The organism is Luteolibacter sp. SL250, from assembly GCF_026625605.1.
Lineage (GTDB): Bacteria > Verrucomicrobiota > Verrucomicrobiia > Verrucomicrobiales > Akkermansiaceae > Luteolibacter.
The window spans coordinates 2,756,983-2,781,008 of the sequence record NZ_CP113054.1 but is presented as its reverse complement, the minus strand read 5'-3'; the positions used below and the strand labels follow the sequence as shown (position 1 = coordinate 2,781,008).

Below are 24,026 nucleotides of genomic sequence, written 5' to 3'. Positions count from 1 at the left end.
CTGCTTTCCTGCCTGCGTTCATGAAGTGGTTCACCCTCACCTCCGCCGCGATTTTTCTCTGTTCCTCCGCCGCCAAGGCGCAGATCTATGCGGATTTCTCCACCAGCATGGGGGATTTCACGTGTGAACTGAACTATACCGTTGCCCCGAAAACGGTGGCGAATTTCGTGACCCTGGCGGAAGGCACACGGAAATGGGTATCGCCTGCGGGAGTGATCCAGGAGAACAAGCCATTCTACAACGGGCTGATCTTCCACCGGGTCGTCGCCAATTTCATGAATCAGGCGGGCTGCCCACTCGGCACCGGCGGAGGCGGACCAGGCTACAATTTCCCTGACGAAACCGTCGGTGGCCCCGTTCACTCCCCCTATGTCATTTCGATGGCGAATGCCAGCGGCTACACCAACGGCTCACAGTTCTTTGTCACCGTTCCCCGCAACCCGACGGACAATTTCGAGCACTTGGACGGCATGCACACGGTATTCGGTGTGGTGACCTCCGGAAGGGATGTCGTGGACCAGATCAACGCCGTGGCGGTCACTGCGTGGAAACCGAACACGCCCGTGGTCCTCCAGTCCGTCACGATCCGGAGGGTCGGCACCGCAGCCACCGCATTCGACGTCCATGGGCAGAATCTTCCGGAGCTCCAGCCCACGCCCTACGATCTGGATCTGGATCTCCCTACCTTGGTGCAGGCGGTTCCGCGAATGCCACGCGACGAACGAGTGACGACCTCCACCTACGTTTCGGAAGATCTCGAGACTTGGGAACTCGCCACACAGGACTACGCCGGCCTGGGTGGCCCCGGCAATGTGCCGTTCCCCATCGCAGTTCCATACGGCTTCGGCCAGTATCCGGAGAAGCAGTTCTACCGGTTCGCCGATGCCGTGAACAGCGACGCCTTCATCCCCGCATCGCTTTCCGGGAAAACCCTCACGGTGAACTGGCCGGGGAATTCCCTGATACTCACATTCAACGCGGCCGGCGATGGCGGCACGGCAGTTTTCAACGGTGAGACGACGCCCAGGGAGATCGACCATGTCTATGAATCCCATTCCCCCTACGACCTGATTGTCGAGATCCCCGGGCTCGTCCCACTCAAGATCAGTGCATCGCTCACAGGTTCCACACCCACCACGAATCTGGGGACCCACAAACTCTGTGGATACAGCTACCAAAGCAGTGCTTGGTTCTTCGCGGGACTCGGCACGGTTTCGATCACCAAATAGTTTCCGGCGTTCCAAAATCACCCGAAAGAGTTTCCCACCATCCCAGTATATTCCTTTGCATGCCCGCAAGCGGGCGCTTACGCTGAACCTATGAACGCAACACTTGCCTTCCTCGGACCGATCGGTGGTCCTGAAATGATCATGATTTTCGTCGTGATCCTGCTTCTCTTTGGAGCGAAGAAACTTCCCGAACTGGCCCGGGGCATCGGCAAGAGCATGGGCGAATTCAAGAAGGCCCGTGAGGATTTCGAATACGAAATCACCCGCTCGGAAGCTGACAGCCGCCGCGCCGCCGCCGCGAAGCCGGAAGGCAAGAGCAAGGAAGAACTCGAAGCCGAGATCGCCAAGCTGAAATCCGAAGCCGCCGTCAAGGAAGCCTCCGGCAAAGAGCCACGGGACGTCTGACCCACCAGGAAACGTGATCTCCCGTTTCCTGAATATCATTCTCACAGGCACCGCCAGCCGTTCGCTGCTGGCGGTGCTTCTTTTTGGAGCGGTATCCTGCGACCACCAGCAGACCCCGGAATGGGGAAAAACGGCCACCGACACCTCCCCCGCCCCGGTTGCGACTCCGGTGGCAACGGAGCCGGTTTCCCGGGGACAACGCCAGGACATCCGCTTCATCGCCTACAACGTGAAGAACTGGCTGGTGACGAACCGCTACGCCAATGGCAAGACGCTTGAGTCCAAGCCAAAGCCCGATGAAGAAAAGGCGGCGGTGATCTCCATCCTGGCGCGCCATTCGCCGGACATCATCGGGCTTTGCGAGATCGGGACCGCGGGGGATCTGGCGGAGATCCAGCAACTGCTGAAGGAAGCTGGAGTCGATCTCCCCCACTCCCATTTCACAGGAGGCGCCGACCCCGTGAGGCATCTGGGATTCCTTTCCCGCTACCCCATCTCCGCCACCGGCAAGCCGGAGAAGACGGAGTATCACCTCCAGAACAAGCTCTACTTCTGGAACCGGAGCGTGCTGGACGTCACCGTGGACATCCATGGCCGGAATTTCCGTTTCCTGGGTTGCCACCTCAAATCCAAACGGGAGGTCGAGGAGGGTGACGAGGAGGAGATGCGGCGGGCGGAATCACTGCTGCTGCGGCAGCATGTGGACTCGATCTTCGCGAAGAATCCACAGGAGCGCCTGGTGGTCTATGGGGACTTCAATGACACCCGTTCCAGCGTATCCGGAAAGAACATCACAGGCAGCTACAATGATCCAGGGTATCTGACGGCCATCCCGGCGGAGGACTCGGCCGGCACCCGCTGGACCCACCATTGGGCGTTGCACGACATCTACTCCCGGATCGACTTCATCGCGGTGAGCAAAAGCCTCAAGCCGGACACCCTTTTCCCGAAGGCGAAGGTTCTGGATGACCCGGAATGGGCGAAAGCCTCCGACCACAGGGCGGTGCTGGCGGTCTTCCGTTAGGCAGGGACCGTTCTATTAGGCACTGACCGCATGGAATGCGGTCCCTGCCATCACAGCCCAGAAACACTATCGCAATCTACTTGCGAGAATACCTATTCTGCGCGAAACTGGGCCAGCCATGCGCCCGTTGCTCCTCTCACTGCTGTTTTCGCTCGCGTCGGCGACCGCCGCCGAACTCAAGGTGGCCGTCCTGCATCCCCTGCTGGCGGACATCACCAAAAGCGTCGGCGGTGAACGGGTGGAGGTCATCGACCTGATCGGTCCCAACGGGGATCCCCATCATTTCGAACCGAGCACGGAAAGCCTGACCCAGTCCGACGGCGCGAAGCTCTACCTCGTCGCGGGCATGGGCCTGGAGGGCTACCTGCCCAAGCTGAAAACCATCGTCGGCGGCAAGGCCACCGTGGTGGAAGTCGGTGCCACCCTCCCCGCGCTGGAAGGTGAATGCGACCATGACCATGACGGCCACGACCATGACCACAAGCATGGCCTGGACCCGCATTGGTGGCACTCCATCGATCTCTTCAGGCGGGCTACGAATGTCGTCGCGGACTCCCTCTCCACGGCGGATCCTGCGGGTGCGGAAGATTTCCGGAAGAATGCCGCCGCCTACCGCGGCAAACTGGATGAACTGGAACGCTGGACCAAAAAAGAGGTCGCGAGAGTGCCCAGGGAACGCCGCCATCTCGCCACCGCCCACGCCGCTTTCAATTACTTCTGCAAGGACTTCGGGTTCACCGCCCACCCTGTCCAAGGCATCAACCGCGAGCAGATGCCTGGGCCGAAGGAACTGTCCAAGCTGATCTCCGACCTGAAGGAACACCAGGTCGCCGCAATCTTCCCCGAAAAGGAATCCAACCCCAAGATCCTCCAAACCCTGACCAAGGACACCGGCATCAAGCTGGCTGGGCCTCTCATCGCCGATGGCACCGGTGTTGCCAGCTACGAGGAAATGGTGAAGCATAACGTCACGGTGATCGTCACCGCGCTGAAGCCGGAGTGATGTCGCGTTCCCGCGGACGGGTTGGTCCGACCGCCGTGAAGAACTACGTCCAACTCCATCTGCTCGTCCTCCTGCTGGCAGCCACCGCGCTGCTGGGTGAGGTGATTTCGCTCCCTGCAGTTGGGGTGGTCATCTGGAGAACCTCCATCGCCGCACTGGGAGCAGCGGCCTGGGTGGCCATCGTCAGGCGGCAGTCATTGTGGCCGGGCAAAGCCTCTGCCGGAGCGTTGCTCGGAGTCGGTGTGATCGTCGGCATTCACTGGATCAGCTTCTTCCAGGCGGTGAAGATGACAAACGTGTCCATCAGTCTCGCCGGACTCGCGGCGATGCCTCTCTTCACCGCCCTCACGGAACCCTGGCTGGAGAAGCGCCGCGTGCGCCCGTTCGAGGTCTTGCTCGGACTGCTCATCCTCGCCGGCGTTGGCACCATCGCCGGAGCGATCCAGCGGCAGGATCTGGCGGGACTCGCGGTCGCGCTTTTCAGTGCCTTCCTCGCGGCCGTGTTTCCGGTGCTGAACCGACGGTTGGTGACCACCGGTGGTGATCCCCTGACAATGGTCATGTGGGAGATGCTCGGCGCGCTGTCCGCCGCCCTCGTCCTGCTCCCCTTGCTGGGAGAGGGAAGATCCCTGCTCCAGTGGCAGGGTGCCGACTGGCTGTGGCTGCTGACACTGGCGCTCGGCTGCACGGTGTTCGCCCACAGCTTCCACATCCGGCTGCTCAAAACCCTGAGCGCCTACACGGTGAACCTCGCCATCAGCTTCGAGCCGCTCTACGGCATCATCGCCGCCGCACTGCTGTTCGGCGAATACAAGCAGCTCACGCCGATGTATTACGTGGGACTGGGGACGATCCTCATCGCGAACATCGCCCATCCGGTCTGCGTGCGGATGACACGCAAACCGGTGGCATGAAATTGGTTCAGTGCAGCTTCGTCCAGGCCGCGTTGGCGGCGGAGGATTTCACCGTTGCTTCGATGAACGCGAGACCTTCCACCCCGTCATCCACGCTTGGGAAATCATAGGTGCCCGGCTTGAACTCGCCCTTGAGCGAATCCCGCACCGCTTCGGTCACCGCGGCGTAGATGTTGGCGAAGCCCTCGATGAACCCTTCCGGATGGCCGAACGGAATGCGGGTGTTCTTCTGCGCCTCAGGGCCGTTGTAGCTGTTGCCACGACGCCAGACCTGGCGCGGTTGGTCGGCGAATTTCACGATCAGCTCGTTCGGGTGTTCCTGGTGCCACTCGACGGATGCCTCCGTGCCGTAGATGCGGACGTGGAGCGCATTCTCATCACCTGTGGAAATCTGGGACGCGTAGAGGACACCGCGGACGCCGCCTTCATAGCGCAGCAGCACGCTGCCATCGTCATCCAGCACACGGCCGGGGATGAAGGTGTTGAGATCCGCGGCGACTTCCTCCAGATGGAGTCCGCTGATGTAGCGCGCGAGGTTCTCCGCATGGATGCCGATGTCCGCCATGCAGTTCGAAACACCGGCTTTCTTTGGGTCGGCGCGCCAACTGCCGATCTTGGTGTTCTCCTGCTCCTTGAGGTTGGTGACCGCGTAGCCCTGCGGATACTCGGCGACGACCTTGAGCAAACGGCCCAGCTTGCCGGCTTTCACCATGGCACGGGCTTCCTTCACCATGGGGTAGCCGGTGTAGTTGTGCGTGAGCGCGAAGACGAGTCCGGACTTCTCCACGATCGCTTTCAGTTCCTTCGCTTCCTCCAGCGAAAGGGTCATCGGCTTCTCGCACACCACATGGATGCCGTTCTCCAGAAACGTCTTCGCCACCGGAAAATGGAGGTTGTTGCTGGCGACGATGCTGACGAAGTCGATGCGCTCGCCGGGAGGCTTCGCGCCCTCCCTTTTCGCCATCTCTTCGTAGGACGAATAGACGCGGGATGGATCTAGGTAGAAGTCCCCGCCGGAAAGTTTCGACTTCTCCGGGTCGGAGGAAAAATTTCCGGCAATCAGTTCGATCTGGCCGTCGAGGTTCGCGGCCATGCGGTGGACGGCGCCGATGAAGGCGCCACGGCCGCCGCCGACCATGCCCATGCGGAGTTTGCGGTTCATAGGAAAAATGACGTTGGGGTAAAAGAAGAAGGCCGGGACGATGAAGTCCCGGCCTTTGTGATCCATATCAGATCGCGACAGGAGCACCGGTCTTCGCCGACTCGTAGATCGCGTCGATGATCTGCATCAGTCGGAGGGCCTGGACCGGCTCGTTGAACGGCTCGGCCTTGCCTTCGATGGCTTCGATGAAGTTCTGGGCGGAGCCGCTGCGGCCCATGTCCTCGCACTCCGTGGTGACGATGGTGCGGTTCACGCTGTTGCCGTTCTCCTGGACGTAGAGTTCGCAGGTGTCGATGGCGGTTTCATCCAGACCGTCACGGCCGAAGAGACGCTCGACCTTGCCGCCCGCCTTGGTGCCTTGGAACACGACGGAGACTTCCTCGCGCTTGACCATCTCCGCCCAGGAAACCTGGAGGGAAAGGACCTGGCCGGTCTTGAAGGTGACGAAGCCGTGTGCGGCCGCCTCCACGTCGTTCACACCATCGGCACGGTCAGGGATGCCCCATGGGCCCTTGAAGCCCTTGTCTGTGATGAAGGTGTCGAAGGTGTTGGCGAGCACATGGGCGGGTTCCGGATAGCCCATGAAATACATGGACAGGTCGATCATGTGGCAGAGGTCGATGACCGCGCCACCACCGGAGAATGCCTTGCTGGTGAACCAGCCGCCGAAGCCGGGGATGCCGGTGCGGCGGATCCACTTCGCCTGGGCGGAGTTGATGGTGCCGACGGTACCGTCCTCGCAATACTTCTTCATCGCCTGCGACTCCGGACGGGCGCGGTTGTTGAAGTTGAACATCAAGCGCTTGCCGGAGGCCTCCGCGGCGGCGATGAGTTCCTTCATCTCCGTGGCGTTGAGGGCCGGGGGCTTTTCGCAGAAGACGTGCTTGCCGGCCTTCAGGCCCTGCAGCGCGAGCGGCGCGTGGAATTTGTTCGGGACGATGATGCTGATGGCATCCAGCTCCGGACACTCCGCGAGCATCTTGTCGACGGAGTCGAACTGCTTCGCGATGCCCCAGGTCTGGGCCGCACGTTCGGCGGCACCCGGCGCCGGGTCGGCGACAGCCACGATTTCAGCACCCGCGGCGCGGAAACCCGCGGCGTGGTATTTGAGCATTCCGCCCGCTCCGATGACTCCTACTTTGATGGACATGATGTGTTCTGTTAGATGGGTTGCTTGAAGTATTTCAACCGCGAATTAACGCGAATAGACACGAATGAAGAGTTTCTTATTCGCGTTGATTCGCGTGCATTCGCGGTTTGATTGAATCATTGGTTCTTGCGGTCGAAGGCCGCGTCGAAAATGACGTCGCTGCCGGGGAAGTCGAGGCCACGGACGAAGGCGCATGCCTCCGCACCGCCATGGACGCGGTCCATGCGGCCGTCCTCCCACTCGACGGAGAGCGGTCCACGGTATTTGACGTCGTTGAGGGCGACGATTACGTCCTCGAAATCGACATCTCCACGGCCCGGGGAGCGGAAGTCCCAGTAGCGGCGCGGGTCGCCGAAGTCGGTGTGGCCGCCGAAGACACCGACGGTGCCGTCGCCATGGCCCCACCATGCGTCCTTGATGTGGCAGTGATAGATGCGGTCGCCGAATTCACGGATGAACCGGACGTAGTCCACACCCTGATAGCCGAGATGGGACGGGTCGAAGTTGAAGCCGAAGCGCTTGTGGTTGCCGACCGCTTCCAGCGCGCGGCGGGCGGACACGATGTCGAAGGCGATCTCCGTCGGGTGGACTTCCAGACCGAAGTTGACGTTCGCTTTCTCGAAGGCCTCGAGGATCGGGCCGAAGCGCTTCGCGAAATCCTTGAAGCCCTTCTCGTAGTAGGCCTGATTGGTCGGAGGGAAGGCGTAAATGGAGTGCCAGATGGAGGATCCGGTAAAGCCGTTGACCACGGCGGGGAAATCAAAGTCGTCGCCCTTCGGCTTCGCGTCGATGAATTTGCGGCAAGCCTTGGCGGCGTTCGCCATGTGTTTGGCGGCGCGCTTGCGGACACCTTCCGGATCACCATTTCCCCAGACGCTTTCCGGCAGGATGGACTTGTGCCGCTCATCCACGTTGTCGCAGATCGCCTGGCCGACGAGGTGGTTGGAGATCGCGTAGGAGGTCAGTCCGTGGTCGGCGAGCAGCTCCCACTTTTCCTTCACGTAGGATTTGCTGCCGAGCGCGGCTTCCACATCGAAGTGGTCGCCCCAACAGGCGAGTTCCAGGCCATCGTAGCCCATTTCATTGGCGAGAGCCGCGAGTTTCTCAAGCGGCAGATCTGCCCATTGACCGGTGAAGAGAGTGACAGGACGTGACATGGTTGAATGGAGTCGGGGTTTGCCCGGCTAGGTTGAGGGGAACGATTACGGTGGAGAAAGCAAAAACATCCGCTCAGCGGCGGCAAATTTCGTCCCGCCACGCGGCCCGGACGGAATCCGCCACCGGAGTGGCCGGAAATGCCCGCTGCCCGAACCGGGAAACCGGCACCGGTCCGCGGATGGCGGAGGTGAGGAAAATTTCGTCCGCCTCCTCCAGATCCGTGCTTCCGAGGGACGTTTCCACACAGGTCAGGTCCATCTTTCCGATCAGACCGATGATGACGGAGCGCATCACCCCCGGCAGGCAGCCGCTGTCGAGCGATGGGGTCAGCACACGCCCTCCCCGGACGATGAAGACATTCGAAGTGCCCGCCTCGCAGAGTTGGCCCGTGGTGTTGAGGAATAGCGTCTCGTCGAACCCGGCGGCGCGGGCATGGTCCAGCGCCAGGATGTTCTCCGCGTAGGACGCCGTTTTCAGCCCGGCCAACGGCGATCTCTCATTCCGCCGCCATGGGGATAGGAGGACGGAGACGCTGTCAGGCGGGGCATCCACCGGGGTGGCGGTGATCCAGGTGAGGGCATCAGTGCCGGCGTCCTTGGTGAAGACCGACCCGGAACCGGAGGTCATCGTCAGGCGGAGCCTGCCCCTGCCCTGCGTCAGTCCATTCCGCGCCAGCAGCTCCGTGCCGATGGCTTCCAGACCGATGTCCGGGAACTTCCAGCCCAACCGGTGGCAGCTTTCCTCCCACCGTTTCAGGTGCGCCGGGATGAATTTCGGCCTTCCATCCACGGCGAGCATGGTTTCAAAAATAGCCAGACCAAGAATGACTCCACGGTCCGTAGGAGGGAGCGTGAATTCCTCTGCCCCGATCCATCCGCCATTGCACCAGAAATCCGACATCAGGCGGACGATGATCCGTGTCCTGCTGACCTGCAAGGCCGCAGCATGGGCGCTGTGCGCGCTGCCCGCCGCCGGTGCGGAGCAGCCCTTCCGGATCGAGGTGGTGGACCGGGAGAACGGCTGGCCGGTGCCGCTGGTGGAGCTGCGCACCACGCACCACCTTTCCATTTTCACGGACAATGCGGGCCTCGCCGCCATCGATGAACCGGACCTGTTCGGCCGGGAGATCTGGCTCGGCGTTTCCTCCGACGGCTATCAGGTGAAGGCGGACGGCTTTGGCAGCGCAGGAGTGCGGGTGCAGGTGGAACGTGGGAAGAAAGCCCGCGTCGAGGTCGAGCGGACGATGGTCGCCAAGCGGCTGGGACGGCTGACGGGGGCGGGACTTTTCAACCATCTGGAGAAGCTCGGGGAGACGGCACCCATCGGGGAGTCCGGGGTCATGGGCAGTGATTCCGTGCTGTTGAGCCGCTACCGGGACCGGCTTTTTTGGCTGTGGGGGGACACCAGCATTCCGGAGTATCCGCTCGGGAACTTCAACTCGACGGCGGCCACATCCCCTCTCCTGCCGCTGGCGAAATTTCAGCCCCCCCTCGCACTCCGCTACGACTACCTGAAGACGGATGGCAAGCTGCGGGGTGTCTCCCCTTTGGAAGGTCCCGGACCGACCTGGCTGGGGGCGATGACAAGCGTGAAGGACCGCAGCGGCAGTGAGCGGCTGGTCGCCACCTACTCCAAGATCGAGAACCACCTGGACGAATACGATGTCGGCCTGTGCGCCTTCGATGATGAGCGCGGGATCTTCACCTCCGTTCACCGCATCTGGAAGAAGGGGGATGGGAAAAAGCCGCTCATTCCGCGCGGGCATCCCTTCCCGTGGAAGGATCAGGACGGCAGCGATTGGCTGCTGTTCGGAGACCCCTTTCCCTCGATGAAATGTCCCGCCACCTATGAGGGATGGGAGGATCCGTCGAAGTGGCAGGAGATTCCCGCACCCTCCTCCCCGCGTGATGCGGGGGAAAATGAAATCACCCCCCACCGCGGCTCTGTCTGCTGGAACGCCCACCGGCAGCGCTGGATCACCATTTTCACCCAGAACCATGGAAAGCCGTCCGGTTTCGGAGAGATCTGGTATGCGGAGGCGGATTCACCGCTGGGACCATGGAGCACCGCAGTGAAGGTGCTGTCGCACCGCAACTACACCTTCTACAATCCACGGATCCAACACGAACTCACCGCCCCGGATGCACCATTCATCCTGTTCGAGGGAACGTACACGGCGGAATTCGCAGACAAAGCGGCCGCCACTCCGCGTTTCAATTACAACCAGATCCTCTACCGCCTGGATCTCGACGATCCCAAGCTGGTGCCAGCCCGCAAGTAGCCATTCCGAATGACAAAACCCGCCCTTCTTCCGCTCCTCATCCTCCCTGCGATGCTGGCAGCAAATGCCCCACAGGATAGGATCTCCGACCAGGTACCCCGCGCCGTCTCCATCCTCGGCAATTGGCAAGCCGTGGATCCGGTGAAAGCGGAAAAGAAGGTCCACCTCGTGTATTGGTCGCCCGCGGACCGTGAGCCACCCACTGGATACGTGGTGAGGCTGTCGGCGATCATGGAGGATATCCGGAAATTCTATGGCCGGGAGATGGTCCGGCTCGGGTTCGGTCCACGCAGCATCCAGTTCGACAAGGGCAAGGACGGCAGGCCGGTCATCCATGTGGTGAAGGGCGAGAAGCCCTACGCCTCCTATGGGCGGGAATCCGGTGGCGACATCCGCAAGGAATGCCTGCCCACCCTGAACGCCGCCGGGCTGGATCCGGAGAAGGAAACGATCGTCATCTTCTGCAACATGGCCAACTGGGACCAGGCCACCCGCACCATCACCCAGAACAGCCCCTACTACGCCAGCGGCACGAACTGCAACGGAACCGCCTGGCAGGTGGACTCTCCCATCCTCAACCTCGCCTTCCTGGACAAGAAGGAGCCACGCGTGAAGGACGGGCAGTATGGCGACATCTCCGTCGGCAAGTACAACTCCATCTTCATCGGCGGCATCTGCCATGAACTCGGGCATGCGCTGGGCCTTCCCCACAACTGCGAACGGCCGGACGAAAAGGAAGCGTTCGGCACCGCGCTGATGGGTTCCGGCAACCGCTCCTATGGGGACCAGTTGCGGGGTGAAGGGAAGGGTTCATTTCTGACGCTCGCCCACGGCCTGAGGCTGGCTTCCCACCCTATTTTCTCCGGCTCCGCGAAAGGGATCGATACCCCGGCCAACGCCACGCCGACCGACATCCGGATCACCAACCATGGCAAAAGTTTCAGCTTCTCCGCAAACGTGGTGGCGGATCCACCGGTTTATGCGGTCGTCGGCTACATGGACCCGGCGGGTGGCGGTGACTATGACGCCACCACCTGCACGGCGGTACCGGATTCCAGCGGAAACTTCACCCTGGAAGCCGACGCCCTGACTCCCGGGAAAGCCGGAGTCTTCCGCGTGGTGATGCTCCAGGCGAATGGAGCCGCCAGTTCCTTTGCCTCCCCGACGGCCCGGTTTATCTTCCCCTACCGGCTGGAGAAGGATGGAACCGTGAACACGTCCGCCGCAGAGGCAGCCGTCATCCTGCGCCCGCTGTTGGCGGAGGTCGCCGCGGCCTCCACCATGGCCGCCCGGGACAGCCTGCGGAAAATCGCCGATGCAAAACCTGATCCGAAGGTTCTCGAGGCAGGCGAAGTCATCGCCGCCTCCCTCGGATTCCGCGCGGGGAAAGCCCCCGCCGATGAATCCGGCAACCCCTGTCTGCTTTCCGAAGCATCAATGACCGGATCCAAGGTCGGCTACGGGAAGGCCAAACCGAACCGGCTGCCAGATGACGCTCTACTGCTTTCCTGCGGAGCCAGACTGTTCTCACGGGGGATCTATGCCCACGCACCTGCCAGCCACCGTTGGGACCTGGGCGGAAAATGGAAGACGCTGAAGGGCCACGCCGGTTTTCCCGATGGCATCTCCAGTGGATCGTGCGAGTTCGTGATCAAGGGCGACGGCAAGGAACTGTGGCGCTCCGGGAAAACCACCCCCGGAACCCTCCGCAGCTATGAACTGGCGATGGACGGGGTGAAAGAGCTGGAGTTCACCGTGGAGGACGCCGGGGATGGCATCCAATCCGATTGGGGCTGCTGGTTCGAGCCGGAGCTTTCACTCTGAAGTAACGCGCGGCTTGCCAGCGGGCCGAGTTGCGTTTCCCTTTCCGCCATGCGCGCCCACATTCTCCTCACCGGCATCCTGATCCTGGCCGCCGGCATCTCCGCGATGTTCATCCTGCCGAAGATGCCCGGTTTCGAGTTTCTGCGCGGAGGCCTGACCCTGGGCGGTGCGCTCCTCATCTGTGGCATCTTCACCTTCAGTATGTATTGGCACGGCATCATCGGCGCGGGGATCGTCTCGCTCATCGGCACCGGCAAAGGGCTGATGGGCATCAAGGGAGTGGCGGATTGGTTCACCGGCGACCGCTCACGGGGTATCGCCCCGCTGCTGGAACTCGGCATCACCATCCTCTGCGTGGTTCTCCTGCTGCGGGTGCTCAAAGCATTGCAGGCGGAAAGGACCAGGAGGATGCTGGAGGCGAATTGACAAAGGAAAGCGCGTCATACACCTTTGCCACATGAGTACGACACTGAGCATCCGCTTGGGTGAAGATCTGGCACGCTGGGTGGAAGAACAGGCTCGTGCCACCGGTCGTTCCCAAGGGAGTCTGGTCAAGGAAGCATTGGAGAAAGTGCGGCAGGCGGAGCAAGCCAAGCCATTCATGAAACTGGCTGGCAGCTTGGAAGGGCCGGAGGATCTTTCCCGCCGCAAAGGATTCTCTCGGCCATGACCGGGATTGCGGACACAGGCTTTGTCGTCGCATTTCTGAACAGACGGGATTCCTTTCACTCATGGGCCGTGCGGTTGGCTGAGCAGGTGGATGCGCCGCTGGCAACCTGTGAAGCGGTGCTGGCCGAAGCGGTTTTCCACACCGGATCCGCGGAGAAAGTGCTGGCATTGGTGCAGGCTGGCCTTCTGCGTGTGGAACTGGATTTTTCCATTTGCCAGCCACGGTTGGAGATTTTCGCGAAGCGCTACGCCGACCGTTCACCCGATCTGGCGGATCTGTGCCTCATCTGTTTGAGTGAACGCTTTCCGCACCTCCCTGTGATCACCGTGGACGGCGATTTCCACATTTACCGCAGGCATCAGCGCGAGATGATCCCTGTCCTTATGCCACCTTCGTAGACTGGCATGCACGAATGCCGGTGTCTTGCACCGTTCGAAAATGCTTCACTGTCCCGGCGCGGCAGGCGGCGACACGGGTGCTGCCGGTGTGACCGGAGCGGTTGGTGCGTCAGGCGCTCCCGGCACGGCGGGACCGGGTGGCCCGGGAGTTGCCCCGGGGGCTGCGGGCGCGGGTTCCGGAGGAGCAGGCTTTGGCAAAAGATCCTGCCATTCGTGGAGCGAATATCCCTCTCCCACCCCGCCCATCTCACCGAGCAGTTCATGGCATTTCTGCCGCCATTTCACGTAGTCCGGGGGCTGACGTTCCTCTTCACGGCTACCGGAGAACACGAGGTAACTCACCGTCAGATCAGAAATGGGTCGGCTGTAGGGCGATGACTTCGGATTGATCTCGCGGGCCATCCGCAGCGAAGCTTCGCCGACCTTGAAGGTCGGACCACCATCACCGACGATGGCGGGGTAGATTTTCTCCCCGTGGACGACGACCGCATAGTCACCCACCCTGGGGGCGAACGGATCACGGCTGCTGTTCGCGGTGATGATGCTCACCGGAATGACGATGAAAGGATCGTATTCCGCGATGAGAAAGCTGCGCGCCTTCATGTCCTCGATCCCGCGCTTCAGCATCGCGATCCGGTCACGCAGCCAGGTCTTCCGCTCCGCAGGCGTCCCTTTCTCCTCCAGTTCTTTCTGGCCGGCCGCGATCCTGCGCTCGAAACCGGCGATCAGCGGATTCGGAGTGCGGGTTTTCTTCGGCCAACCGTAGCTGGTGTAGGGCTGGTAATGGGTGGAGTTGACGATCTCCTCCGGCATCGTCGGAAGGCGATCTCCGTCCGAGCCATCGGAAACCACATCCATCTCCGCCTGCAGGAAAAAGATCTTCCGTCCGGTCGGAGCCTGGAGATGCAGCATGGTCTCACAGTCGTAGAGATTGTGCTTGGTCAGCAACTCGTTGAGGGTGTTCGCACTCCTGCGTATGCGGGTGGTCTTCTCATCGTAAAGCCGGTAGAACCACGGGGAAACCTCGGCTTTCTCCACCAGTGCCGGCAACCCGGGCAGCACCTTCGACAGGCTCTTGTTCGATGTCTCCAGCTCGGTGATCGTCTTCGCGGGCGTGGGAGCCTTGATCGTGAGTTGGTAGGAAGCCGCATAGCTGGCCGCATCCTTCCGTTCGATGGAAGCGATTCCGCCTTTGGTGACGGTCACTTCCGTCTTGAATGGGATCCCCGACCGCAACTCACGCACGTCCGACACGGAACCGAGGGTCATGTCCGTGGGGGCAGGTTCCTCGGGTGCCTCCCTGGGGGTCTCCACCTGGGCTTTTTTCAGGGCAGCCAGTTCCTTTTCCTGATTTTCCCGGAGTTCCTGCATCTCCGCCTCATACCTGGCCCGGATCTGGCGTTCGATATCCGTTGTGTCCGTCTTGATCAGGACCTTCTCGGGTTTGACCAGATCCTTCAGACTTTGCTTCAAACGGCCCGGAATTGGAGTAAAAAGGAGGCCAAATCCGCCGCAAATCAACACGAAAAAACCCGCGCCAAACCACGGAAATCCTTTCGTCCTGCGCTGATTCTGAGATCCTTTGTCATCCATTTCCCGGGACTCTAGCAGCCCTGTCAGGACCATCAACCCCGCGTTTTTTGACAGTCGCTGAAACTGAGCGATGACAAACCCGCGCGGCCACCTACACTCGCCCGTGTGAGCTATCAGGTCTTCGCCCGGAAATACCGGCCCAAAACTTTCGACGATGTCCTTGGACAGGACCATGTGGTGCGCACCCTGCGCAACGCCATCGCCCAGAAGCGGCTGGCCCACGCCTATCTTTTCGTCGGGCCGCGCGGCACCGGCAAGACCTCCACCGCCCGGATCCTGGCAAAGGCGCTGAACTGCCCCGGCGGCCCGAAGGCGGATTTCGATCCGGATGATGATATCTGCGTGGAAATCGCCGAAGGCCGCTCGCTCGATGTGCTGGAGATCGACGGTGCTTCCAACAACGGCGTCGAACAGGTCCGCGACCTGCGGGAGTCCGTCCGCTTCGCCCCGGCGCGCGGCCAGTTCAAGATCTACTACATCGACGAGGTGCACATGCTCTCGAACGCCGCGTTCAACGCGCTGCTCAAGACGCTGGAAGAGCCTCCTCCGCACGTGAAATTCATCTTCGCCACCACGGAGGCGAACAAGATCCTGCCGACGATCCTTTCCCGCTGCCAGCGGTTCGACCTGCGGCCGATCCCCACCGAAACGATCGCCCGCCATCTCCAGCACATCGCCGGCCAGGAAGGCATCGCTCTGGACGAAACCGCCGCCTGGGCGATCGCCAAGGGAGCGGACGGCGGCATGCGCGACGCTCAGTCCATGCTCGACCAGCTCGTGGCTTTCTGCGGCGACCATATCACGGAGGCGAACGTGCTGGATGTCTTCGGTTTCACCTCCCGGGAAAAGGTGGCAACACTCACCTCCGCCCTGCTTGAACGCGCGACACCGGCCGCGCTTTCACTCATCCAGAAGGAAGCGGAGAGCGGTCGGGAACTGTCCCAACTGCTGGGCGAACTGATCGGTTGCCTGCGCGCTCTGCTGGTCGCGAAGCTTGATCCCACGGCGGACGGCGACGGTATTCCCGCCGAGCTTTGGAGCAAGCTGATCGGTGCCGCCGACGAATACGCCCCTGACCGGATTCTCGCGGCCATCGATGTCTTCGCGGAGACCGAAGGCAGGATGAAGTGGGCGACGAACAAGCGCCTGCACTTCGAGCTGGGCGTGATCAAAGCCATCCAATCCCTCGGGGAAGTGAGAATCGCGGATGTCATCAAGGTGCTGACCCGTGGTGCGGATTTCATCCCGCAGGCTCCTCCCACCGCGCCGGAACCCGTGGCGACGGAAGCGGAGCTCCCACCCCGCCCCTCCATTCCCGCGGTGGTGACTCCTCCAATCCCCGCTCCGGAACCCGAGAAGCCCGCAGTCACTCCAGTGCGGAAACCCGGATTGAGCGCGATCAGTGCGCTGGATTCCCTGATCGAAGCCGCGCCGGAGATCAGCGAAGCCCCGCCCGCCCCCGAGCCGCCGCCATGGGAGGAAGCGAAGCCGAAGCCCGCAGCGGAGGCACCACCGGCCGCCGCCCCCCAACCGACGCTCGACGAAAGTTTCTACGATGATCCGCTGATCAAGTCCGCCCTTGAGAAATTCGAGGGCAAAGTGCTCAGGTAACCACCAACCATACCCCTTATGAACATCGCCAAACTGATGAAACAAGCCCAGCAGATGCAGGCCGGGCTCGCCGCAAAGCAGGAAGAACTCTCCGCCCGCACCGTCGAAGCCTCCGTGGGTGGCGGAAAGGTCAACGTCACCGCCACCTGCGCGGGGGACGTCCTCTCCATCAAAATCGACCCATCCGTGGTGGATGCCTCCGATGTCGAATTCCTGGAGGATCTGGTCCTCAAGGGCGTCCAGGAAGCCATCACCAAAGGCAAGGACACCGCAGCAGCGGAAATGAAGAAACTCACCGGCGGCATGGGCCTCCCCGGAATGTGAGTCCCGGCCAGGGCGGATGCCGTCCGTTCACCCCCTCTCCCCCAAGGTCATCATGTCTCCCCTCCGCCGCAGGCTAGGTTGGACCCTGGTGACCCTGTCGCTTTTCCTGCACCTGTTCACGATCGGCTGTTATTCCACCCAGCCGGATGCCTTGGCGGCATTCACCGTGATGCCGATCTGGCTGTGGGGGGCCATCGGGCTGCTTTTGTCGGCGGGTGCCTTCTATTTCATGCGGGCCCCGCTCTCACTGGTGCTGTCCGGCATCTGGGCGCTCACACTCCTCATCGGGTCTGATGAGGCGAGGGCGCTCGGCCACATCGGGAAGCCAGCACCGCAACCCGGCCCTGCAGCGCCATTCCAGTCCCGGAAGGTCCTCCGGGTTCTGACCATCAACACCGGGAACTTCTACTTCGGTGATCCCACCGACGAGATCCTCGCGTGGGATCCGGACATCGTCCTGTTGCAGCAGACCAACCCCGCCCACACGGCGAAGATCGCCGCCCGGCTTTACCAGGGGAAAGGCGACTTCCGGACGAACATGTTCAACGGCGTGATCACCCGCTGGAAGATCCGCAGGGAGGACAAGAACCGCGTGATCCGCAGCCAGCAACTGGAAGTGGTGACACCGGATGGCTCCGCCCTCCAGGTCGTCAACATCCACCTGGCGACCGCAGCCACGGATCTCCGCCTGTGGAGGCGCTCCGCCTGGCGGGAACACAGCCAGAACCGGAAGCTGCGCCGCCAGGAAATGTCGGTCGCACTCCAGATCCTCAGCCAGACCACGGACTTTCCCACCGTCCCCACCATTCTGGGAGGGGATTTCAACGCACCGGCCACGGATGTCGTCCACCGCCAGCTTTCCCGCGACTTCATCGACGCGTTCTCCGAAACCGGCATCGGCTGGGGAAATACCTTCCACCGCCGCTTCCCGATCCTGCGCATCGACCATATCTACTCCACTCGTCACCTCACTCCGGTCCGCTGCCGGGTGGTGGAGACGCGGCATTCCGACCACCGTTTCGTGGTGGCGGATTTCCTGATGCGCTGACCCTCTTCTGATCATGCCCGCAACCCGTGAAAATCTGGCCGAAGTCCTCGACGAAATCGCCCTGTTGCTCGAACTGAAGGGAGAGAACCCCTTCAAGGTCCGCGCCTACCGGCAGGGCGCGGAAGCGGTTCGCGGATTCGACGGAGACATCGTACAACTGGCCACCGACAACGAACTCACCGGCATCAAGGGCATCGGTGATGCGTTGCGCGACAAGCTTCATGAGCTGGCCGCCACCGGCACCCTCCAATTCCACCAGAAGCTCCGCGCGGAATTTCCGGCCGGCCTGTTCGAACTGTTCGATCTCCAGGGTCTCGGTCCGAAGAAGATCAAGGTTCTCCACGAAACGCTGGGGGTCGGATCGGTTGCGGACCTGAAGGCTCTTTGTGAGAGCGGCACTGTGGCCAGGCTCCCGGGCTTCGGCGAGAAGACCCAGACCAAGATCCTGGAGGCGATCGCCCTCCGGAGCACCGTGGCGGACACGTTTCTGCTGGGTTCCATCAACCCGTTGGTGGAGGAGATCCTCGAGTTGCTGCGCATGCATCCGGAAGTCACCCGTGTGGCGGTGGCGGGATCCTTCCGGCGCGGAAAGGAAACCGTGCATGACATCGATTTCCTCGTCGCCACGAAGGAACCCGCGCTGGTCTGCGAGGACTTCACCACCCTGCCGCAGATGGAGTCCATCATCGCCTGCGGCGACACGAAAACGTCCATCCGCCTGAAGAACGGGATCCAGGCGGACCTGCGGGCGGTTTCCAACAAGCAGTTCCCATTCGCCCTCCAATATTTCTCCGGCTCAAAGGAACACAACGTGGCCATCCGCTCGTTGGCCCTGAAAAAAGGACTCTCCCTCAATGAATATGGCTTCACAGCGGTGAATTCCGATGCCCCCGCCGCCATTCCGGAGGTGAACGAGGAAGGCGACATATACGAGGCGCTGGGCCTGCAGTTCATCCCGCCGGAACTGCGGGAGAATCGCGGCGAGATCGAGGCGGCGGCGGAGCGCACCCTTCCCCGCCTGATCCAACTGGAGAACCTCCGCGGCACCTTCCACAACCACACGACCGCTTCCGACGGGCACAACACGCTGGAGGAAATGGCGGAGGAAGCGATCGATCTGGGTCTCCAGTATCTCGGCATCGCGGACCACTCGAAGTCCTCCTTCCAGGCAAACGGACTGGATGAAATCCGTCTCCTTGAACAGATCGCCCGGATCAAGGAACTGAATGCCGGCTGGGAGCATTTCCGCCTGTTTTCAGGAACGGAAGTGGACATCCTGAAGGACGGTTCACTGGACTTCGACGACTCCATCCTCTCCAAACTGGACTACTGTGTGGCATCGGTCCATTCAGTCTTCAACCTTGATGAGGACACGATGACCCGCCGGATCTGCCGCGCGATGGAGAACGAGCATGTGACCATGCTGGGGCACGTCACCGGCAGGCTGCTGCTCCGCCGTGACGAGTACAAGGTCAATCATGCGAAGATCATCGACTGCGCGGCGGAAACGCGGACCATCATCGAGCTGAACTGCAGCCCGAAGCGGATGGACATGGACTGGCGCTGGTGGAAAAAGGCACGAGACAAGGGCGTCCTCTGCTCCATCAATCCGGATGCCCATTCCACCGCCCGCATCCACCACATCGGCCTGGGCGTGAGGATCGCCCGCAAGGGCTGGCTGCGCCGGGAAGATGTCCTGAACACCCGCCCGGTGAAGGAAGTGGAGGCCTTCCTGAGAACACCGAAGTCGGAACGATGATCACTTCCGTCGGCGGATCAGCATCCCAATCGCCGCCATGCTTCCAAGCAATGCGGCGGCCGGTTCGGGAATGGGGGTGAAATTTGTTGCCGTCAGCAACACATCGTCAACGTTGTATTGGGCAAAGGTGGTCGTGAATCCGTTCGAGATGGCAATCTGGTCGAAGGAGGTGCGAATGTTCGCGCTGCTGTCCACCGCGGTGATGGGGGTGCCTCCGTCGAACACATAGGAGAGCGACATCTGGGTGAGGCTGGTCCGCGTGATGGGTCAGTGAAACCGAATGCGCGGCCATATTTCCGGATGCCACGGTGGGACCAGTGGAACTCGCCGCCAGCGAAGAACGGTCCGCTCCGCCGAGGATGGGGCTGGTGCCTCCATTCTCATTGAACAGGATCGCACTCGCCGCAGGAACTGTCGTCGCTCCCACCACCGCATAATAACCCCTGTCATTGTCAGAAATCCCGGTTCCGAAATTATCGGACACGACCGGTGTGCCGTTGGAGTTGAAAATACCGAACCGGAACGCCGCTCCATCCGCCGTCGGGGAGTTTGTGAACCGGAACTTGAAGCTCAGCGTCAGGGTATCATTGACATTCGCAAGCGAAACGGTTCCTCCCAGAGGGGTTATCAGGTGGTAGTTCGCACCGGCGGTGACGGTGAGTGCCTTGCTGCCAAATGTCGTATCATCAGTGATGGACGCCGCCGGTGAGGACGATCCGTAATAGGGACTGCCCGGAGACGTCGCAACCGTCCGGAAACCGGTGGGATGGGTCGCCGTTTCGAATCCGTCATCAATCACTGTCACAGCGGACGCAATCCCCGCCGATGCGAGGAATCCAATGACAGTGAACCCTGCGAAAATGGGGGACTGGGTTTTCACTCTCCAAACGCGCTATCATCTTCCGGGAAAATTTTCAACCAGTAAATCGTTGGAAGATTTCCCCCGGCCCTATTCCGGCAAATCGTCACGACCGCAGCACCGAGAGCAGCTTCTGCAGATCCGCCGTCGTCCGGGTCATCACGCTGCCATCCGCCGGAGCGTTCTCCGTCAGGGCACGGTTCACACGTTCCCTGGGAATGCCGGCACGTTCGGCGAGGAACTGGAAGAAGTCCGCATCCTTTCTGCCGGCGGCAGCGGCGGCTTTCTGCCCACCCTCGATGATCCGCTCCCGGATGGGAGCCAGCAGTGCGGAACCTCTGTCCAGCCTCCATTGGTAATCCCCCAACGCCTCCAGGTGATGGTCATATCCCCGCAACGGGGATGCGGTGGCAGCGGATTCCATGGGACCGAAGCGGGTGAAACTCTTCCACAGCCAGATGATGAGGGCCACGCCCAGGCCCACCAGCACCGGCCAGAGATGGCGTGCAAGCATCCTCCAGAGCGAGATGCCCGCTCCACGCAGGAACACGACCGTTCCCTCCATCGGAGATGATTCGATGAGGGCGGAAAGCAGCGCGGCGTGCTCCTGATCCCCGATCTTGCGGTTGCGGAAGATCCTCGCATCCGGGATGACGGTCACGCGGCCGTAGTCGTACTCCACCGAAGCGAAATTCCCGTCCTTCACCGACTGTGTCGAAACAGACGCGCTGGAGGAGGTTTCGACCTTATATTTTTGTTCACCGAAGGTGACCTCTGTTCCATCAGGTTTGCCCGAGCCTGCCCGGTCGATGGTCATCCCGGTCTGTTTCAGGAATTCGACCAGCGGTGATTGGAGCTCGGGAACATTGCGCTGGAAGTGCCCCCAGTCATTCCACTCGGAATCCGAGTACTCCACCAGCAGCACCAGATGTCCGCCGTTGGAGACCCACTCCTTCATCGGAGACACCACCCCGGCATTGTTCAGCACACCGACGGGAACGAAGTAGACGCTGTGATTCCACTCCGGCTTCAGCCAGCTTCCGGATGCGCGGACCTCATGCCCCTTGCGCTCCACGAACCTTTCAGCAGCGAGCCAGGGATTGAGCCGTGCCTTCCCCTTGTAACCCGTTTCGCGGGTCACTTCCTCGAACTCGCAACCTGCGGACAAGAGGGCGAAGAGCAGCAGGCAGCACCTGAGGAGATGACGGGTCATCCAACCCTCCCTTCCCTGAACGGCCAGCTTTCACACAAGGCACGGACCTCCATTTCCGGAGGATCCTGCGCGGCATACGCCAGGCGCATCCATGCCCCCGTGAGGCCTTTGAAATAGTCCGGGTGCGCGGAGCTTCCGGCATCCTCCACCCGACGGAGGCAGTCCCCTTCCGTGTCCGACTCCTGGATCTCCACCCTTGCGACATCGATCACCTTCGAAATCGTCCCACGGTAGAGCAAGGCGAGCGCCTCGTGCCGCCGTCCAGCGGTCCATAGCGCCCATGCCGCCGTCGGAATGTCCTTCGGCAGTGACTCCGCGGTGACTTCCATGCCCATCACCATCCGTGCGGATGGTGCTTCCTTCAATGCACCTCCCCCTGAGTACGCCAGCCGGAATGCATGGCGGTTGTTCCAGATCACCCAGATCAAAAAGCCGAGCAACGCGGCAAGAGCCGTGTAGCCGAAGATCAACGCCACGTAGGCGGGAACGGCGCCAAATCCACCCGATGATGAACTGGATTTCGATTTCGAGACCGGCACCTTGTAGGTTTCCGAGTGGACCTTGAAATCCTCATGGGATTTGACCTCGCGGATGATCTCCGGATCCGGGCCGGTCTCCTGCGCATGAGAGGACAGCGGGAAAAAGAGAGACGCCGCGAGCACCAGCACGGCAGCGAGTTTGCCGAGGCGTTGTCCCAGACGCTTGAATGCCAGTTCGACATCCCAGCCCTCCAGCCACGTCCGGTTATTCACGTAGACGCCGAAGCCGGCTCCCGTGACGAAGATGTCCACCAGAGCCATCCCCAGCATCGCACAACCGGCGGCGGTCCATGAAATGACCAATGGAATGTCGAATGGATTGCTCTGGTCAAAGGATTCCAGCGCCGCCTGCCACGGGCCGCTTTCACCCTCCGGCATCATCATGATGACAATGGCGAAGACGCTCAGCGCGAGCCACGCGGCGGTGAGATCCGCGGCGAAATACAACCACATCACCACTCCATCCCCGCGTCGCGCAAGCTGCTTCGCCCGCTGGCGGTAGGGCTTTCCACGCAGCCCCTCCAGATCCTCCACTGCCAGCGTGACCGGCAGCCAGGGTGAGAACCTCGCGAAGATCATGCGGTAGAAGAACCGGCGGATCCAGGCACGCGGGATCTCCCGGAAAACCGCTTTCCAACCCGGCTTCTCTCCGAAAAGGCGACGGCTGAGATCGAACAACACCATCCGCGAGCCGACGGGCTTCCACCACCAGAACAGAGCGGCCAGGACCAGCGGCATCTCCCGCAGGAACCAGCCGGCGATGAGCACCGGTGCCAGCAACGCCAGCCACCAGACGGTGAAGCAGCGCCAGAAATCCCTGCGGATCATGGCGAATCCCAGGTCCACCGCCTCCCAATCACTCCGGGGACGGATCTCCGCGGTGACATCCTCAAGGCGCATGCTTCACGCCCCTCCCCGCGAAAAGAAAGTAGGCGGCGTGCAGCAGCCAGAAGAAAATGCCGACGGCGTACTTCAGCATGGAGGGAACCGGCTGGGCGGACCAGAAGCCCTCCACAACCGCAGCCAGGGTGGTCAGGAGTGCGGCACCATAGATCAGCGGCAGCGTGTGCTTCGTCGTCTCCGCAAGCGCCCTCACGCGGGGCAGCCTCCCCGGCTTGAGGATGGCCAGTCCGAGGCGCATGCCCGCCATGCCCGCCACCACCATGCCCAGCAGCTCGAACGACGAGTGCCCGGCGACGAAGGTCCAGAAGGATTCCGGATTTCCGGCCACATTCACGTAGCCCGCCGCCGCCCCGATGTGCACCCCGTTGAAGAGAAGGAAGAACAACGTCCCCACACCGGCAGCCATGCCACCGGCGAAGATCCGGAAATCAATGGCGACATTGTTGTAGATGTAGAAACAGAACATCATGAAGTTCGATCCATACTCGGACCTCAGGTGGGCGATCTGTTGTTCACGGCCACCATACATGTCATCCATCGAGGCCATTCCCTCCGGTCCCAGTGCGGCCTGCACCCAACTGATGTCATGGTGGGCGGAAAGCATCATGGCAAAGAACGGCAGCCAGAACATGATGCTGCACAGCCAGAACAGTTTCCAGTCCCCGCGCACCGCCCGGGGGAACCCAACCGCGGCGAATTCCGCGAACGCCCTCCAGCCGCCGCGGCGCGTGCGGTAGATGATTTCATAACCGCGGATCACCAGAGCATTGAGCCGCCCGGTCAGGCGGGAGCCATACATCCGGCACTCCGCCAGGGAAAGATCCACGCAGAGTTCGCGGAACCGTCTTGGCAGTTGGTCCGCATGCTCGTTCGGTTTCCCCTTTTCCAACGACTCCACGAGACGCTCGTACTCGCGCCATCGTTCCGCATTCTTCGACTCGAAATCCCCCACCGTCATC

General features: G+C 61.7%; 23 protein-coding genes. 14 read left to right on the top strand and 9 right to left on the bottom strand.

Translation table 11 applies throughout. The annotated features are described in order from the left end of the window. Window positions 1–20: 20 nt before the first annotated feature. The 5 genes from OVA24_RS12285 (at window position 21) to OVA24_RS12265 (ending at window position 4,575) form a co-directional block, all read left to right on the top strand. On the top strand, window positions 21–1,229 hold the full coding sequence (locus OVA24_RS12285) for a peptidylprolyl isomerase (RefSeq protein WP_267670108.1): 1,209 nt from the start codon (window positions 21–23) through the stop codon (window positions 1,227–1,229). Window positions 1,230–1,319: 90 nt separating this feature from the next. After that, window positions 1,320–1,634, top strand: a complete 315-nt coding sequence (locus OVA24_RS12280) for a Sec-independent protein translocase subunit TatA/TatB (protein WP_267670107.1) — start codon at window positions 1,320–1,322, stop codon at window positions 1,632–1,634. A 13-nt stretch (window positions 1,635–1,647) separates the two neighbouring features. Beyond that, window positions 1,648–2,658, top strand: coding sequence for an endonuclease/exonuclease/phosphatase family protein (locus tag OVA24_RS12275; RefSeq protein WP_267670106.1), 1,011 nt, complete (start codon window positions 1,648–1,650; stop codon window positions 2,656–2,658). A 118-nt stretch (window positions 2,659–2,776) separates the two neighbouring features. Next, window positions 2,777–3,661: a metal ABC transporter substrate-binding protein gene (locus OVA24_RS12270; protein WP_267670105.1), complete on the top strand. Its 885-nt coding sequence runs from the start codon at window positions 2,777–2,779 to the stop codon at window positions 3,659–3,661. A gap of 35 nt (window positions 3,662–3,696) precedes the next feature. Then, a complete protein-coding gene (locus tag OVA24_RS12265; RefSeq protein WP_267670104.1) occupies window positions 3,697–4,575 on the top strand; it encodes a DMT family transporter in 879 nt (292 codons plus the stop codon). 7 nt (window positions 4,576–4,582) lie between these two features. Here the strand turns inward: OVA24_RS12265 and OVA24_RS12260 are convergent, their stop codons facing one another. From OVA24_RS12260 to OVA24_RS12245, 4 genes are all read right to left on the bottom strand, one after another. Then, window positions 4,583–5,737 (bottom strand): Gfo/Idh/MocA family protein, encoded by a 1,155-nt coding sequence (locus OVA24_RS12260; protein WP_267670103.1) that lies wholly within the window; start codon window positions 5,735–5,737, stop codon window positions 4,583–4,585. Between the two features lie 67 nt (window positions 5,738–5,804). Next, on the bottom strand, window positions 5,805–6,887 hold the full coding sequence (locus tag OVA24_RS12255) for a Gfo/Idh/MocA family protein (RefSeq protein ID WP_267670102.1): 1,083 nt from the start codon (window positions 6,885–6,887) through the stop codon (window positions 5,805–5,807). A 116-nt stretch (window positions 6,888–7,003) separates the two neighbouring features. Beyond that, window positions 7,004–8,044: a sugar phosphate isomerase/epimerase family protein gene (locus tag OVA24_RS12250; protein WP_267670101.1), complete on the bottom strand. Its 1,041-nt coding sequence runs from the start codon at window positions 8,042–8,044 to the stop codon at window positions 7,004–7,006. Window positions 8,045–8,117: 73 nt separating this feature from the next. After that, window positions 8,118–8,843, bottom strand: coding sequence for an aminotransferase class IV (locus tag OVA24_RS12245; RefSeq protein ID WP_267670100.1), 726 nt, complete (start codon window positions 8,841–8,843; stop codon window positions 8,118–8,120). Between the two features lie 82 nt (window positions 8,844–8,925). On the opposite strand from OVA24_RS12245, the gene OVA24_RS12240 reads away from it, so the two are divergent. From OVA24_RS12240 to OVA24_RS12220, 5 genes are read left to right on the top strand one after another with little or no spacing between them, the layout of a single operon-like run. Beyond that, complete coding sequence (locus tag OVA24_RS12240; RefSeq protein WP_267670099.1) at window positions 8,926–10,326, top strand: glycoside hydrolase family 183 protein; 1,401 nt, start codon at window positions 8,926–8,928, stop codon at window positions 10,324–10,326. A 9-nt stretch (window positions 10,327–10,335) separates the two neighbouring features. Next, on the top strand, window positions 10,336–12,150 hold the full coding sequence (locus OVA24_RS12235) for an NPCBM/NEW2 domain-containing protein (RefSeq protein WP_267670098.1): 1,815 nt from the start codon (window positions 10,336–10,338) through the stop codon (window positions 12,148–12,150). Window positions 12,151–12,198: 48 nt separating this feature from the next. After that, window positions 12,199–12,576, top strand: coding sequence for a hypothetical protein (locus OVA24_RS12230; protein ID WP_267670097.1), 378 nt, complete (start codon window positions 12,199–12,201; stop codon window positions 12,574–12,576). A gap of 31 nt (window positions 12,577–12,607) precedes the next feature. After that, on the top strand, window positions 12,608–12,820 hold the full coding sequence (locus OVA24_RS12225; RefSeq protein WP_267670096.1) for a ribbon-helix-helix protein, CopG family: 213 nt from the start codon (window positions 12,608–12,610) through the stop codon (window positions 12,818–12,820). Next, entirely contained in the window at window positions 12,817–13,218 is a 402-nt protein-coding gene (locus tag OVA24_RS12220; RefSeq protein WP_267670095.1) for a type II toxin-antitoxin system VapC family toxin, read from the top strand. Before OVA24_RS12225 ends, OVA24_RS12220 begins: the two co-directional genes overlap by 4 nt. 45 nt (window positions 13,219–13,263) lie before the next feature. Here OVA24_RS12220 and OVA24_RS12215 read toward each other — a convergent pair whose 3' ends face one another. Beyond that, the gene (locus OVA24_RS12215; RefSeq protein ID WP_267670094.1) at window positions 13,264–14,691 is read right to left on the bottom strand and encodes a glycoside hydrolase family 75 protein; all 1,428 of its coding nucleotides are present in this window, start codon (window positions 14,689–14,691) and stop codon (window positions 13,264–13,266) included. Between the two features lie 225 nt (window positions 14,692–14,916). On the opposite strand from OVA24_RS12215, the gene dnaX reads away from it, so the two are divergent. Genes dnaX through polX form a run of 4 tightly spaced genes read left to right on the top strand, consistent with a single transcriptional unit; the run spans window position 14,917 to window position 19,553 of the window. Beyond that, a complete protein-coding gene (dnaX, locus tag OVA24_RS12210) occupies window positions 14,917–16,422 on the top strand; it encodes a DNA polymerase III subunit gamma/tau (RefSeq protein ID WP_267670093.1) in 1,506 nt (501 codons plus the stop codon). Between the two features lie 18 nt (window positions 16,423–16,440). Next, on the top strand, window positions 16,441–16,746 hold the full coding sequence (locus tag OVA24_RS12205) for a YbaB/EbfC family nucleoid-associated protein (RefSeq protein WP_267670092.1): 306 nt from the start codon (window positions 16,441–16,443) through the stop codon (window positions 16,744–16,746). Between the two features lie 52 nt (window positions 16,747–16,798). Further along, complete coding sequence (locus OVA24_RS12200) at window positions 16,799–17,794, top strand: endonuclease/exonuclease/phosphatase family protein (RefSeq protein WP_267670091.1); 996 nt, start codon at window positions 16,799–16,801, stop codon at window positions 17,792–17,794. A 13-nt stretch (window positions 17,795–17,807) separates the two neighbouring features. Next, window positions 17,808–19,553, top strand: a complete 1,746-nt coding sequence (gene polX, locus OVA24_RS12195) for a DNA polymerase/3'-5' exonuclease PolX (protein WP_267670090.1) — start codon at window positions 17,808–17,810, stop codon at window positions 19,551–19,553. On the opposite strand, the gene OVA24_RS12190 is transcribed toward polX, so the two are convergent. The 4 genes from OVA24_RS12190 to OVA24_RS12175 all read right to left on the bottom strand — a co-directional run bounded on the left by OVA24_RS12190 (window position 19,554) and on the right by OVA24_RS12175 (window position 24,025). Beyond that, complete coding sequence (locus OVA24_RS12190) at window positions 19,554–19,793, bottom strand: hypothetical protein (RefSeq protein ID WP_267670088.1); 240 nt, start codon at window positions 19,791–19,793, stop codon at window positions 19,554–19,556. Window positions 19,794–20,518: 725 nt separating this feature from the next. Next, a complete protein-coding gene (locus OVA24_RS12185) occupies window positions 20,519–21,625 on the bottom strand; it encodes a DUF4350 domain-containing protein (RefSeq protein WP_267670087.1) in 1,107 nt (368 codons plus the stop codon). Next, window positions 21,622–23,064, bottom strand: coding sequence for a DUF4129 domain-containing protein (locus OVA24_RS12180; RefSeq protein ID WP_267670086.1), 1,443 nt, complete (start codon window positions 23,062–23,064; stop codon window positions 21,622–21,624). Before OVA24_RS12180 ends, OVA24_RS12185 begins: the two co-directional genes overlap by 4 nt. Beyond that, window positions 23,054–24,025, bottom strand: a complete 972-nt coding sequence (locus OVA24_RS12175; protein WP_267670084.1) for a stage II sporulation protein M — start codon at window positions 24,023–24,025, stop codon at window positions 23,054–23,056. Before OVA24_RS12175 ends, OVA24_RS12180 begins: the two co-directional genes overlap by 11 nt. Between the last annotated feature and the right edge of the window lies 1 nt (window position 24,026).

Excerpts from the sequence above, each read along its gene's own strand:
- OVA24_RS12255 (WP_267670102.1), bottom strand. The coding sequence starts at position 6,887 with ATGTCCATCAAAGTAGGAGTCATCGGAGCGGGCGGAATGCTCAAATAC.
- polX (WP_267670090.1), top strand. The coding sequence starts at position 17,808 with ATGCCCGCAACCCGTGAAAATCTGGCCGAAGTCCTCGACGAAATCGCC.
- OVA24_RS12280 (WP_267670107.1), top strand. The coding sequence starts at position 1,320 with ATGAACGCAACACTTGCCTTCCTCGGACCGATCGGTGGTCCTGAAATG.
- OVA24_RS12250 (WP_267670101.1), bottom strand. The coding sequence starts at position 8,044 with ATGTCACGTCCTGTCACTCTCTTCACCGGTCAATGGGCAGATCTGCCG.
- OVA24_RS12260 (WP_267670103.1), bottom strand. The coding sequence starts at position 5,737 with ATGAACCGCAAACTCCGCATGGGCATGGTCGGCGGCGGCCGTGGCGCC.
- OVA24_RS12235 (WP_267670098.1), top strand. The coding sequence starts at position 10,336 with ATGACAAAACCCGCCCTTCTTCCGCTCCTCATCCTCCCTGCGATGCTG.
- OVA24_RS12225 (WP_267670096.1), top strand. The coding sequence starts at position 12,608 with ATGAGTACGACACTGAGCATCCGCTTGGGTGAAGATCTGGCACGCTGG.
- OVA24_RS12245 (WP_267670100.1), bottom strand. The coding sequence starts at position 8,843 with ATGCTCGCCGTGGATGGAAGGCCGAAATTCATCCCGGCGCACCTGAAA.
- OVA24_RS12230 (WP_267670097.1), top strand. The coding sequence starts at position 12,199 with ATGCGCGCCCACATTCTCCTCACCGGCATCCTGATCCTGGCCGCCGGC.
- OVA24_RS12190 (WP_267670088.1), bottom strand. The coding sequence starts at position 19,793 with ATGTCGCTCTCCTATGTGTTCGACGGAGGCACCCCCATCACCGCGGTG.
- OVA24_RS12185 (WP_267670087.1), bottom strand. The coding sequence starts at position 21,625 with ATGACCCGTCATCTCCTCAGGTGCTGCCTGCTGCTCTTCGCCCTCTTG.
- OVA24_RS12220 (WP_267670095.1), top strand. The coding sequence starts at position 12,817 with ATGACCGGGATTGCGGACACAGGCTTTGTCGTCGCATTTCTGAACAGA.
- OVA24_RS12180 (WP_267670086.1), bottom strand. The coding sequence starts at position 23,064 with ATGCGCCTTGAGGATGTCACCGCGGAGATCCGTCCCCGGAGTGATTGG.
- OVA24_RS12200 (WP_267670091.1), top strand. The coding sequence starts at position 16,799 with ATGTCTCCCCTCCGCCGCAGGCTAGGTTGGACCCTGGTGACCCTGTCG.
- OVA24_RS12270 (WP_267670105.1), top strand. The coding sequence starts at position 2,777 with ATGCGCCCGTTGCTCCTCTCACTGCTGTTTTCGCTCGCGTCGGCGACC.
- OVA24_RS12285 (WP_267670108.1), top strand. The coding sequence starts at position 21 with ATGAAGTGGTTCACCCTCACCTCCGCCGCGATTTTTCTCTGTTCCTCC.
- OVA24_RS12205 (WP_267670092.1), top strand. The coding sequence starts at position 16,441 with ATGAACATCGCCAAACTGATGAAACAAGCCCAGCAGATGCAGGCCGGG.
- OVA24_RS12175 (WP_267670084.1), bottom strand. The coding sequence starts at position 24,025 with ATGACGGTGGGGGATTTCGAGTCGAAGAATGCGGAACGATGGCGCGAG.